This is a genomic window from Persicobacter diffluens, from assembly GCF_036244895.1.
GTDB lineage: Bacteria > Bacteroidota > Bacteroidia > Cytophagales > Cyclobacteriaceae > Persicobacter > Persicobacter diffluens.
The window spans coordinates 26638-39881 of sequence record NZ_BQKE01000004.1 but is presented as its reverse complement, the minus strand read 5'-3'; the positions used below and the strand labels follow the sequence as shown (position 1 = coordinate 39881).

The window sequence follows — 13244 nt, the reverse complement described above, 5'->3', positions numbered from 1 at the left end:
CTGACCTATGTGTCTGCCCAAATCATTAGAAATATTGAAAAGATTTGGATACACACGTAGATGCATCCTTACAGCTAATAAAATAATTTTTTGTGTTAGTATAACGAATCGAGTTGTGTGAAAATCCACAATGCCATAAAGAAATAAGTAAAACACACCATACTATGAAAAGAGTCAACCTCATCATTTTACTCTTCCTGTTACCAATAATGACCATGGCTCAGCGGTTCCAAGCCGACTGGCCAATGTATGTTTATAACTTCGGTGGGCTGAATAAGCTGCCCGTGAAGGAACAAAAAGCCCTGCTGAAAAAATACGGCTACCAAGGAGTGGCGCTGATGGCCAATAACCGCAAGCAGATGATTGACCTTTCGCCTTACTTTGATCAGGCGGATGCGGATTTCCCGATTCAGGCGGTGTTTTTTCGTTATAATCATCATGATCCGGAGTTGGTTCGTGAAGGTTGGAAGCAGGTCGTGGATCAGGTGTCAGGCACCTCGACTGCTTTTTGGTTTATCATCGGTCGGGATGTGATGATGCCTCATGAAGAAACCTTGGCTTTGTTGGAAAGAGTAGCGGATTACTGCCAAGAAAAAAATGTGGTGATGACAATCTATCCGCATTCGGATGACAATATCCCGACGGCAGAAGAGGCATTGACTTACATTGAAGAAATGGATCGTCCGAATGTGAATATGGTGATTCATTCCTGTCATGAGATTCGTTCAGGCAATGGTGAGCGTTTGCCGGAGATCATTAAAAAAGCGAAAGATCATTTGGCTTATGTTACGATTGCCGGCAGTGATCGACAGGTGGATCGTTCGACACCGATGACTTTGGAGAACAGTACGATCATGGCGTTGTATCGTGGAAATTTTGATTTGTACCCGATGCTGAAAGCGCTTAAAGAAATTGAATATAAGGGCGCGGTTGGTTTTATCAATCATCAAATCAAAGAAGCGCCCGATCAATATTTGGAAGGCTCGATGGTGCAATATCAGTCGTGGTTGAAGCAATTGAATGCGCCACCTGCTGAGGCATATGATGCACCTGATCAGGTGTTGTGGCATGCCAAAACGAAGCAGTGGTTTGTTTCCAATTTGGGTGGTGGAATCTCTTTGGATCGAGACGGTTATAGCTGGATTTCCCGCCTCGATGCTTCGGGTAAAGTGATTGATCCAGTTTGGATTGGTTTTGAGGAGGGCTTTGATGCTATCTCTGGTATGATCTCCGACGATCAATATTTGTATGCTGTCGATCGTGATGGCGTTCGTCAGATTGATATTGCCCAAAGAAAACAGGTAGCCTTTTATCCGATTCCCGAAGGCGAATTTTTAAATGATATTGTATTGGCAAAAAATGGGGATTTGTATGTGTCGGACTTCTTCGGCGATCAGATTTTCCGCATCATTCCAAAGAAAAAGAAAGTGAAGCTGTTTTTGAAAACCGAAAGATTGGAAGCACCGGACGGCCTTTATATGGAAGACGGTTATTTGGTGGTAGCATCATGGGGGAAACTGATACCAGGTAAAGGATTTGATACTTCGAAAAAAGGGGACTTACTGCGTGTGGACTTAAAGAAAAAGACCATTGAGCCACTGTCTGATAAATTGATAGAATTGGGTAATTTGGAAGGCATCACCAAAGGTAATGGAAATTACTACATTACGGATTGGGCTTCGGGAGAAGTGATTAAGGTGGACAAAGATTTTAATCCGAGCATTTTGATCAAGGGCTTGAGCCACCCAACCGATCCTGATTTTTCAACTGAGCAACAACGCCTCGCTTTCCCGCAACATGGCACGAATCAGGTGTTGTTCGTGGATGTGGAGGAGAAAAAGGCAGTTCGGCAGTAGGATATATTTTATTTAGTATTAAAAGAGGATTCTTATAGGTAGAGCTGTTTGTCTGCGCTAAAGTCAATTTTAATGAATACTTATTTTGAGGGACATTCTCATGAATAATTTTCAATAAAGCTCAACCAAATATTATTTTGTTATATATCCTCTACGGGTAAAATAACGGAGGATAATTTAACTGTACTTTTTGCTTTTAAACCCTATAGGGGGGTAATAGCCTATCAGCCGAATGAGCCTTTCCATTTCACGCTTTACTACTACGATCGTGCGGGTAACCTGATGCACACCGTAGCGCCGAAGGATGTGAATACTGATGCGGCACATAGGCTGTCGAAAATCTTTGATTTCCGTGAAACCCATTTAAGCTGCATTTTTACATAATTCCATAGCTTGTTCGACCGCATGCGAATTTTTAACATCAGCTACCCTTACCGTAGGAAAATCCGCAACTAATTTAGAAAATTGACCTTCTTTGCTAAAGAGTAGTGGTATGGTAAACATATGGTTTGTGCACATTTTTTGAGGATGACTACTTATCATAGTATTGTATTTTCCGAAGGCACTTTCATTAATAGCGCTACAACAAAATGGAATGTCACCATTCATTTTTCGCCGCATATCAATTAAGTATTGATGGATCTTATCGCCAAACTTTGATGGTAGGTCACCATTTAAAGTATTGAGTTGCTTAGTTGATTTGGAAATAAAGGCGGGGTAATTCCTTTCGCCCACGCAATAGATAAGGTCTCCTTTATCGCAGGACTCAATACTCTAAGATGCTCTATGAATGACGCATGTTCCTTAATATCTAACAGTTTCCTGGTAGCCCCTTTTGCATTTTGGGCTACATCTTCGCGTTCGTTCAATACTTTATCCACTCATTTTAAATATTCCCTAAAATGATGGAATCTGTCTTGGTGCCTTACCTTCGGGGTAGCCAAATGAGAAAAGTCTCCAAAAGCTAAATCTTTCCTGAGTACACTGACCCGTTTTATGAATTTTTTAGTGTTCCGGCTACTTTATGAGTTATGTCAAATACTTGTGGAATATTCAGTAATTCAGTCGCTTTTATTAGATTGGAATCCTGGTCGCTCAGAATATATTGAACATCCATTTTGGCCACAATAGGGGCTAATTCCTCATGAATAACATCCCCCGTCCAACTTTTTTTTGCTCCCAAATAAACCAAATGACAATCCTCGAAACATAGTGGTTTTTGTTTTTCTGAAATCGACGTTGGCACAGCTAAAACTAAAAATAGTTTCTTCCCATTAAAGGAAATACTTTCATCATAAATCAATACGCATGGCTCATTCTCACAAAAGGGCTTTATGGCTCTCATTCCTGCTTTTTTAATCCAATAATCAATGGTTGAATGGTCAGGAAATCTGCCTTCAATTTGCATATGAATAATAAAGGCTCGAAGAACCGATTCAATATCCCTCAGGCTCATGCTGGTTTCGCTATATAAAATGAGCACTAAAGTGATGATGGAGGTGCAATAGCTATGATACTTCAGTTTCTTCCCTCCAAAAGCAGGTCTGTTTTTGGACTTTTCCTCTTTTAGCTCTTGCTTTAAGTTAGTTACCTTTCTCTTAAGTCTCTTTATTCTCGCCCTATCCGATCTGCGTTTTTTGGAAGCACGTCTAATTGACTTTTTATTTTTTGCTATTTGTTTCTTATTTTTAGTCTTCAAGGCGATAACAGTCAGGTTGAATGTTGTTTTCAAAGCTCAAATTTAACCTTTTTTCTGGTATCGCTTTTTTTTTAGATTTTCGACAGCCTAGGTGTGAAGGACTATCCTGTAGAAGCGGGCATGCTGAAAGTGCCGGACTTTGATTGCGAGTGGTGATGTTACTGCACAAGGCAATACTTTCCTCACCCACGATTAAAATCATGGGTGAGGAAGGGTAGTTCAATTGGTGGATTTTTTTAGGTATAAGGCAAACGTGGATCGCCACTTTTAGGGGAATTTGAGGAGTGCCTATGGTAGATCTAAGGAAGTCTTCTGTTTTCTCGCTTAGCGATTCATGGAATGTCCATTGATGTGATTTGTGGTATTTTCCATTTTCTTTATAAATGCTCTATGGATGAATTAATACCAAAGTATCCTGTTCAGGAATATGTAAGTTAATTTTATAGATAACATCCGCCTTTAAATGGTTGTCGTCGTTATATTCTAGTATACGCATGTGTAGCGGGAAATGACCATCGTTAAAATAGTTTTTCGGCCATGTTATTTTTATTGAATTATTGTAATCATAATTTTGATATAATACGTCTTCTACTGATGGATCCATATAGTTATCGAACTCCATATCACGATAAATTAGTACGGCAAAATTATTTTCAATTTTGTCTATTATTTCAAAATTATACGTTACCGAATCCGTGGAATTAACTGCGTAGGATGGGATTACCTTTCTTTTCCCTAAAAGATCACCTTTAAAGTCACTTCTAATTAGATCTAAGTTATGGAATTCAAAGCCACCAAGCTCTACGCCGTATTTTGTAAAATACACCACACTACGTATACTATTATTTTTAATCGTTTTGGTTGTAAATATGAAGTCCTCCCTTTCCCTATAGTATTCATGTTTTTCAACTATCAAGGTGTCTTTACAGTGATATTGTTTCCAATAGGAAGAAAGGGTGCCATCAATGGTTAAAAAAACGATAGAATCATTGTCGTATTTGTAGGCCCGGCCAGGAATGGGTTACTCAAAATGGAACTTCGACTCGTAACCATTTATGATGATATTTTCTACATTTTTTAATTTAGGTTTACATCCAAATAGAATGAATAGGCATAAGTAAAAATACATTCTCATAGTTGGAATAAATCATTTAAGAGGATACCATTAGGCGGAGAATTTAAGGCCATTTTTAGATTATCTTTTCAAGGGACTGATTATTTATCAAAACTGAATGTGTTTTAACGAAATATACCATTAATTCATGGTATATGAAAGTTTTAGATCACAGGCTTGTTCAGGATTAGCCCATGGTTGCCTGCCTAATATGGTGTTAATAGTAGAGTAATCCATTCATGCATAATTACTTCCGTCAATAATGCTATGGTCTCGCGTTTACCCTTTGGTTAGTAGCGTGATTATCTATGAAGTTTTGTGTGGGAATGTTAATGAGGCTACCTATACTTTAATAGCTCCTTTCGTATAAATCATACCTTTGTTTAAACGAAACCTTAATTATTATTTGACCATACTCAATACCTGACTAAATCTTCGTAGAACTCTTTTTCGCTTAATTTTTTACCTTTTACACCCCATGAGTTTAGGTATAGGGAATGTTTAAAGGTAAATTCAAAACTGAGGTTAGAACCAACAGGAGTAAATTCTCCCTTCGTCATATAAACACTATAAAGAGGGTCGTCCTTCTTATATATGACCCAGAAACCATCTCTGGATCTACTAGATCTTATATCTCTCTCATAATATTTTTCGCCAATTTTATACCGCAAAGAACTAATTCTGGAGGAAGCATGGAAATATCCAGTTGTTGCTTCCCATTCTTTATTTCCTACCAAATGTAAGTTTAGTAAAACCATATTATAACCTTGGTCTAAAATAAATCCAATTACTATGATGTAGATGTATTTTTTCATAATGGGTTTATTTGTTGTTATCTTTTAATATCGGTCATCAACAGCATTGAATCTATTGTCTAAGTGGCAATAATGGTTTTAGCCATTAATCTACCTTATTTTCCAACCATAATATTTGTTCAGTATAATTTCCATACTTTCAATATCTCGACAAAGATTTTTATCCTGTAGTTTAGTATATGACTGCTAATATATAATAAAGCATTTATAAAAATAATGTGTGCCATCCTTTTACTTGGTCGATTAAATTATTCCTTATAAAGAAAGCTTCATAAATCGCGATCATTAATAAAAATACTGGCACATAATGCGGTTTGTAAGTAACTATTTTTCTTCCAAATAATATGGTTAGCAAATATATGCATGGGAAAATAAGGAGTGTCATGAAGATGGTGTCATGATATTTTTGTCCTGCGGTTGTTAAATTTTCTTCATAGGTTCCCCTTAGGAAGCTATAGAGTATAAACGCAATGCTAAATCGATTGCCTTGATATAAAAAATAATTGATAGTCATTAAGTTGAAAAGAATAAAATGGAACCTGCTCCTGTCCAAATGTACCATCAATCACCTAAATTCCCAAGGAACTGACTCCCTAAATAGCATGCCTCTTCTATACCCACGATTGAATTCATGGGTGAGGAAGGGGGCATTCTAATTATTGAGTAAGTGCGCGTTTCCATAGGCTTGGGTAAGTGTTGAGACCTATTCATGCTATTGATAGAAATTCGAAGTGATATTCCTAGTCAATTAAATGTGGTGGCCCTTCCCATGGTGCGGGTTTCTAGAAGCAATAATCAAATTTTCGTTACAAATTTTGGCTTTTATTCGCTTTTAGGATTAACGATGAATGTGGGAGGCCTAGAGGAAGGTTTCAGGAAAAGTTTATATCCATTTGAATTTTTCATTATGGTGGGGCCAAAATGTAGTTAAACTCCGTATTCTTTCCGGTATTTTGCCGGAGAGTAATTGGTTACTTGTTTAAATATTCTGGAAAAGTGATAACGATCCGAAAATCCGGTTTGAAGGGCGATTTCATCTATGGATAATCCGGAGTGATGTAGCAGGATACAGGCCTTGTCAATTCTTTTTGTTTTGATATATTTTTGTGGAGACTGCTCCATTTCATCCGTGAATAAACGGGTGAAGGAATTGGTGGCCATTTTGGCTGTTTCCGCCAGTACCGGATTTGTCAGTTCATCGCTTATATTGTTTTCTATATAATTGATCACCTCAAGGATACGTACATCTTTGGTTTTAGAATTCCATTTTTCTTCCGGAACCTCGGTGAGTAGTTCACTGATGAGAGATTGAATGGCGAGGCTGGCATTAAAACTAAAGCGCGTATGTTCATAATTGAGATGACGCTTGATGATTTGTAATTTTTCTTTCAGGGATGGGCTTAGTTTAAAATCATAAATCCCGGGAACAATATTGTCATACGGCATACCAATATTGAAGTGAATAAAAAGGTGAAGAATTTGTGATTCCGTACTGATTCCACCATTATTATACCTGCCTCCCTTCAGGGAGTAGCCGGTTTCCGGGATTTTGTGGTCATACAATCGGGTAGCATAAGCAGTATTCGGAGCAATCAGGATAACCCTGTCCGGGCTAAGTCTGAACTCTTCTCCTTTAAACATGACCACAGCGCCATGGTCACTATTATGGTAAACTCTCCAATAGGGGAAAGAAAGTTCCTTAAACTCCCAATTTTGAAGCCACCAATACCGGCAACAATGTAATTGTAAATTGTAGGTGGGGAATACCTGTTGAATATCCGATGGGTCGCCCTTATCAGGGATTTTTGTACTTGCCATAATAATTAAAAAAATAGAGCTAAATTAATCGGCTTTGTTTAATGTTCTCCAAAAAGATAGCCCTGGCTATTATATAAAAAAGTATTGATCTTATAATCAATGTTATTTGGTGCCTGGAATTGAAATTTGACGCTGGTTTTATGGTAAAGTTTAAATCCCAATCTTTCCATTACCCCAAATACGATTTTAATTAAAAAAATCAGCGGAAATTCTACAAGTAAAAATGCAGTTGATTTTTTGAATCGGTATTTAGAAAGGGAGTACTATTTCGTATTTTTTCATTCATGTTTCACAGATAAGGTCTTTAGAAAGTGCTTGAAAAACAATGATTTACTTTAGGGGTTTCCAGTTTTTTAGGGGGCGATAATTCTTAAGGGAAACGTGGATACTCTACCTGTCGTTCTCCAGCAAAAGGAAAAAGGGTTAAATATGGCCGAAAAATACGTCGCTCTTTATTTTAAAATGCATTCCGGGCTAAGTTTGAATAAGTATATTTAAAGCCATATGTTGCGTTTTACGGATTTGTTTCAGGCCGGGATTACTTATGAATTTGGCTTTACGGATCATAGTCATTTGGATAAGACTTTTTTGGTCTACAATGGTGTAACTGCGATTGCTTTCCGGATGAAATTTAAAAAAGCTTAATTAGGTCGGTAGGTAAATACCTATTGAAATAGGTTGTTATAGCGATAAAAGCCATACAATCATGAATATCTTCAAGGGACAGGATCTTATTGCCTTTATAGCGAAATTTCAATCAGACATAGAGTGCCAGGAATATTTAGCGGCACATAAATGGTACCATGGTTATACTTGTAGAAAATCTGGCCATGGGGCAAGTCAGGGTCGGAAGAATCACTCTCGTACCTTCAATAAATGTAGCCATACGGAATCACCAAGGGCAAATACACTTTTTCACAAAGTTAAATTTGGTATTAGAAAGACATTTTTTATTTGTTTCGAAATGTATACATCGACTAAGAGGTTTTCTGCCAGATATTTAGCTAAGAGGTATTCAATTGCCGAAAAAAAGCGAGAATGTTTATGCTCAAAGTGCGGGTGGCAATGGAATCAAGTGAACAACATCCGAAGCAGGGTACTGTCCACGTTGACGAATTTGTGATTGGAGGAAAGGGAAATGGAAAAATAGGTCGTAGCTATCATACAAAGAGGAAAAAGATTGTTTGTCACTTGAATTTAGTGAAGATTTTAAAGTAAAACGGATGTATTCAATGAGAATAAAAGACTATTCCAATAAAGAGTGGAGGCAAATTTTTGATCGTCATATAACACAAAATGCAAAGGGTACAGCAGATGTATAGAGAGGGTATAATCCAATTGCTGAAAATTATTCATTGACCCAGGTTAAAAGTAAAAAAGGAATGAATTTCAAAGCATTACACACGATGATTCATCAGCTAAAATCTTGGGTTTGAACCACCTTTTCATGGGTGAGTAAAAAGCAGGTAGATCGGTATTTAAGTGAATTCAATTATCGATTAACCCGAATTATTCACCGCTAAATTCTTTAACCAATTGTAATCGACTTAATTACAGTCTTTTAAAACTCATTTCTTTGAATTATAGGATCCCAAATTCGGGCAAGCTTGCTTTCTGCTCATTCATCTTTTTCGTAAGAAAAAACTTGAAATAGGAAACTATTCCTTCATTTTTTCCGCCTTACAGCTAAACAAGGATTTAAGTATGAATAATTCTGGTTAAATCGCTCACAAACAAAAGAAACGATGTTGCATAATCTGATTTCGAGAATGGTTAGATCAGAAAAAATCTATCAGACTTAAATTTTATGCACTGAACTACCGATCTCTATCGATTTTAAAGCGTTGTAAAAAACTACCTTGTTAGGACTTATTACAATAGGTGGTATATTATTCGGATTATGAAAGTTCATGCATTACCGTTTTTGGAGTGAGGGAATTATTTATGCGCAATAATCTTCCAGTTTTTTCACCCAATGTCTTCATGTGATCATTTCTGATGAGAGGAGCCTTCCGTTTAGTTGCGGAGGGAAACTACAGTGCCCAAGCATCTGGCGGTATAGATTATGGGAAATCAGTGGCGGATTAATCTTAGCTTGGTTTTCTTCCTTTACTTTGGTGGGTTCTGCTTTGTAGTATGGCGGCAGCAAGCTTACGGTTACATTTTCCCCTGTACAGGCTCGGATTTAATTTTTTTCTATTTTTTAGTTAACAGAATTCCCCTGTTCAGAGCCTTCAGGGCCATTTTTGTGCTTGATTCACCCCTTTATGTTTAAATCAGATACAAAAAAGAAAAAAACCGACATTTTATGAAATTTTAAAAAATAACACCTTTGTGTATAGTAATTTTTTTAAACTCATAATTTTTCATATATGGCTAACAGATTGATTGGAAGTTTACCTAAGGTTGGAATCAGACCGGTAATTGATGGGAGAGAAAACGGGGTCCGAGAATCTCTGGAAACTCAGGTGATGGATCTGGCAAAAGCAGCTGCAGCTTTAATTGAAGAAACATTACGTTTCCCAAGTGGTGAACAAGTGGAGTGTGTCATTGCAGATACTTGTATCGGAGGGGTCGCAGAGGCGGCAATGTGTGCCGAAAAGTTTAAAAAAGAAGGGGTGGGAATTTCACTCACCGTTACTCCATGCTGGTGTTATGGGACAGAGGTGATGGATACCGACCCTTTGATGCCGAAGGCGGTTTGGGGTTTTAATGGAACAGAACGTCCGGGGGCAGTGTATCTGGCAGCCGCGCTAGCAGGTTATTCGCAGAAAGGTCTTCCGACTTTTGGTATTTATGGAAGAGAAGTTCAGGATGCCGGCGATACAAATATCCCTAAAGATGTTCAGGAAAAGCTATTGCGTTTTGTGAAATCAGGTCTTGCGGTAGCTCAGATGAATGGTAAATCCTATTTGTCACTCGGCTATAGCTCCATGGGGATTGCAGGATCCATGGTGGATGCGAATTTTTTGCAGGACTATCTGGGAGTCAGAACGGAATTTGTGGAGTCGGTGGAAATTCTCAGGAGAATGGATGAGGGGATTTATGATGAGGAGGAATTTCAAAAAGCATTGGCATGGACCAAAGAAAATTGCAAGGAAGGAGAGGATAGAAATAAACCGGAAGATCAGGTAGATGCTGCCAGAAAAGCACTGGAGTGGGAGACGGTGGTGAAGATGACGTTGATTTGCCGTGATATGATGAACGGGAATCAGAAGTTGATTGACAGAGGTTACAGAGAAGAGGGTTTGGGTCGAAATGCCATCATGGGTGGATTTCAGGGGCAGCGCCAGTGGACCGATTATCAGCCTAATGCAGATTTCACCGAAGCCATTCTAAATTCTTCTTTTGACTGGAATGGAATTCGTCAGGCTTATGTGTTTGCAACAGAGAATGATAGCCTGAATGCAGTTTCCATGCTGTTCGGACATTTATTAACCAATACTTCTCAGATATTCTCTGATGTAAGAACTTATTGGAGTCCTGAGGCTGTTAAGCGTGTGACCGGTAAGGAATTGAGTGGTCTGGCTAAGGATGGCGTGATTCATTTAATTAATTCCGGATCTACGACCCTGGATGCTACCGCTCAGCAAAAAGACGGTGCCGGAAATCCAACGATGAAACCTTATTGGGAGATTTCAGAAAAGGAGGTGCAGGATTGTTTGGATGCAACCGAATGGCCACAGGCGATCAGAGATTATTTCCGAGGCGGAGGGTTTTCTTCTCAGTTTAAAACTCAGGGTGAAATGCCGGTGACCATGTGTCGTATAAATATGGTAAAAGGAATTGGTCCGGTATTGCAGATTGCGGAAGGTTGGACGGTGGAGTTGCCGGAGGATGTTCATTTCACTTTGGATGAAAGAACCAACCCAACATGGCCCACCACCTGGTTTGTGCCTAAGCTGAACGGAAAAGGCGCATTTAAAGATGTCTACTCTGTTATGGCGAATTGGGGAGCGAATCACGGGGCGATTAGTTATGGCCATATTGGTGCTGATTTGATCACACTGGCGGCCATGCTTAGAATTCCGGTTAATATGCACAATGTGGAGGAGGAGCAAGTGTTCCGTCCGAGTGCATGGTCTGCTTTCGGCGAAGATAAGGAAGGTGCGGACTATCGTGCCTGTACTACCTATGGTCCTTTGTACGGGATGACAAAATAAATATATTTTTTATAGCCACATAAGTGGAATTAGTATAATATATATACGTTTTATTGGTTTATCAGTAGGTTGCTTTTAGAGCATTACTCCTTATAGGAGATTGCTGCTGCGAAAGGAGCGGGGGCCCTTTCGCAGCAATTATTTTTTAGTGAATCAACGCATTGTTTATCCATGACTATATAAAAGACAACCTCTGAGAATAAGTTATTTGGTTTGTTTTTAAATGTGAGTACTTAACTTACTGGGATATTTTTTTGGAGATGTTTTGAAGAAAAGGTCCGGTTAAGATTTTAGCTATGAAGGAAAAAGATATTGCTATAGTTTTAGATTGCGGAGCAACTAATGTGAGGGTCATTGCCATTAATATAAAGGGTGAAATATTGTCTTCACACAGTATGCCTAATGAAACAGATGAAGATCCTGAACATGAGGGAGGACGGATTTGGGACCTGGATAAATTATGGGGAAAGCTATGTAAGGCGTCTACATTAGTCACCAATGAAATTGATACGGACCGAATTGTCGGTGTTACCGTTACTACTTTTGGAGTAGATGGTACTTTTGTTGACGAACATGGAGGTTTATTGTACCCTGTAATTTCCTGGCAATGCGGGCGTACTGCTCCAATAATGGATAATATTGATCAATATATTCCATTGGAGGAATTGTATGAAATATCAGGCGTATTTCCTTATGCTTTTAACACCATCAATAAAATGATCTGGTTTAAGGAAAACCGATCTGAGGTATTAGATAAGGCATATAGTTATCTGTTTATTCCTTCTCTGTTAATTAGTAAGTTAACAGGAGCGTTTAAAAATGAGGCGACCATGGTGGGAACCTCCATGATGGCCGACTTAAATACCCGAAATTTCTCGGAAGGACTACTGGATTCTTTAGGCTTGGATGAAAAGGTTTTCGGGGAGGTGGAAGAGCCCGGAAGTGCCGCTGGAAAGGTATTGCCTTTAGCATCAGTTCTCACAGGTATTCCTGAGGGGACTCCGGCTTTTTTAGCGGGGCATGATACCCAGTTTGCTATTTTTGGCTCCGGTGCGGAATTGAATCAACCGGTACTGAGCTCCGGTACCTGGGAAATATTAATGACCCGAAGTAAGTCTTTCTCAGCTACAGCAGCTGAGCTAAAGAAAAACCTGACCACGGAGTTAGATGCTCTTTCAGGAGTTTATAACATTGGTCAAAATTGGCTGGGTTCCGGGGTTTTAGAATGGTTTGCAAAATATTTTTACCCCGAATTGAAGGGGGACGAACGCTATACTGAAATGATTAAAGATGCAGAATTAGAGCTACCAGGGGCAGGGGGAGTTTCGGTGGATTCTGCTTTTTATGATGATGGAAGTAGTGTAAATGCCGGGACCATAAAAGGGTTGACCTTAGCTTCCAACAGGGGGCAGTTATATCGTGCTTTTTTGGAAAGTCTTGCTTTTAGATTGAGAGAAGGATTGGAAGCACTGGAGGCTGCGGGTAGTTTTGAGGCGGAACGAATTATCTGTGTGGGAGGTGGATCCAAAAATAAATTATGGAATCAATTAAGAGCGGATATTTGTAATACACCAATCCAACTTATTGATCAAAAAGAAACTACTGTTTTAGGGGCAGCCATGTTTGTTTTTTCCGGTGCAGGAGTATTTGATTCTCCTGAAGAGGCCAGAAATCATATCAGCTATAATCCGCAGTTGATCTATCCTTCCGGGAACAGAGCAGTATATGATCAATTATACCTCAATTATTTAGAATCTAAAAGAAATTAACGGTTAAGGT

At 38.8% G+C, this 13244-nt stretch carries 9 protein-coding genes and 1 pseudogene; 5 read left to right on the top strand and 5 right to left on the bottom strand.

What is annotated here, in order from left to right:
• Nucleotides 1-164: 164 nt before the first annotated feature.
• Complete coding sequence (locus AAA970_RS22555; protein ID WP_338239141.1) at nucleotides 165-1856, top strand: TIM barrel protein; 1692 nt, start codon at nucleotides 165-167, stop codon at nucleotides 1854-1856.
• A gap of 363 nt (nucleotides 1857-2219) precedes the next feature.
• Here the strand turns inward: AAA970_RS22555 and AAA970_RS22550 are convergent, their stop codons facing one another.
• The 5 genes from AAA970_RS22550 to AAA970_RS22530 form a co-directional block, all read right to left on the bottom strand.
• Entirely contained in the window at nucleotides 2220-2591 is a 372-nt protein-coding gene (locus tag AAA970_RS22550; protein WP_338239139.1) for a hypothetical protein, read from the bottom strand.
• A 259-nt stretch (nucleotides 2592-2850) separates the two neighbouring features.
• Nucleotides 2851-3588, bottom strand: coding sequence for a hypothetical protein (locus AAA970_RS22545; protein ID WP_338239138.1), 738 nt, complete (start codon nucleotides 3586-3588; stop codon nucleotides 2851-2853).
• A gap of 355 nt (nucleotides 3589-3943) precedes the next feature.
• A complete protein-coding gene (locus tag AAA970_RS22540) occupies nucleotides 3944-4471 on the bottom strand; it encodes a hypothetical protein (RefSeq protein ID WP_338239137.1) in 528 nt (175 codons plus the stop codon).
• Between the two features lie 614 nt (nucleotides 4472-5085).
• Entirely contained in the window at nucleotides 5086-5484 is a 399-nt protein-coding gene (locus tag AAA970_RS22535; protein WP_338239136.1) for a hypothetical protein, read from the bottom strand.
• Nucleotides 5485-6411: 927 nt separating this feature from the next.
• Nucleotides 6412-7302 (bottom strand): AraC family transcriptional regulator, encoded by an 891-nt coding sequence (locus AAA970_RS22530; protein WP_338239135.1) that lies wholly within the window; start codon nucleotides 7300-7302, stop codon nucleotides 6412-6414.
• 504 nt (nucleotides 7303-7806) lie between these two features.
• Here AAA970_RS22530 and AAA970_RS22525 point away from each other — a divergent pair.
• The 4 genes and pseudogenes from AAA970_RS22525 (at nucleotide 7807) to fucK (ending at nucleotide 13234) form a co-directional block, all read left to right on the top strand.
• Complete coding sequence (locus tag AAA970_RS22525; protein WP_338239134.1) at nucleotides 7807-7947, top strand: hypothetical protein; 141 nt, start codon at nucleotides 7807-7809, stop codon at nucleotides 7945-7947.
• A gap of 61 nt (nucleotides 7948-8008) precedes the next feature.
• Nucleotides 8009-8825, top strand: a pseudogene (locus tag AAA970_RS22520) (IS1595 family transposase).
• Between the two features lie 849 nt (nucleotides 8826-9674).
• Nucleotides 9675-11465 (top strand): L-fucose isomerase, encoded by a 1791-nt coding sequence (locus AAA970_RS22515; RefSeq protein WP_338239133.1) that lies wholly within the window; start codon nucleotides 9675-9677, stop codon nucleotides 11463-11465.
• 296 nt (nucleotides 11466-11761) lie between these two features.
• Nucleotides 11762-13234 (top strand): L-fuculokinase, encoded by a 1473-nt coding sequence (gene fucK, locus AAA970_RS22510; RefSeq protein ID WP_338239132.1) that lies wholly within the window; start codon nucleotides 11762-11764, stop codon nucleotides 13232-13234.
• The last annotated feature ends 10 nt before the right edge of the window (nucleotides 13235-13244 follow it).

What these genes read in the sequence shown, in the direction of transcription:
- AAA970_RS22530 (WP_338239135.1), bottom strand. Translation starts at nt 7,302, where the DNA reads ATGGCAAGTACAAAAATCCCTGATAAGGGCGACCCATCGGATATTCAA.
- AAA970_RS22535 (WP_338239136.1), bottom strand. Translation starts at nt 5,484, where the DNA reads ATGAAAAAATACATCTACATCATAGTAATTGGATTTATTTTAGACCAA.
- AAA970_RS22525 (WP_338239134.1), top strand. Translation starts at nt 7,807, where the DNA reads ATGTTGCGTTTTACGGATTTGTTTCAGGCCGGGATTACTTATGAATTT.
- AAA970_RS22515 (WP_338239133.1), top strand. Translation starts at nt 9,675, where the DNA reads ATGGCTAACAGATTGATTGGAAGTTTACCTAAGGTTGGAATCAGACCG.
- AAA970_RS22555 (WP_338239141.1), top strand. Translation starts at nt 165, where the DNA reads ATGAAAAGAGTCAACCTCATCATTTTACTCTTCCTGTTACCAATAATG.
- fucK (WP_338239132.1), top strand. Translation starts at nt 11,762, where the DNA reads ATGAAGGAAAAAGATATTGCTATAGTTTTAGATTGCGGAGCAACTAAT.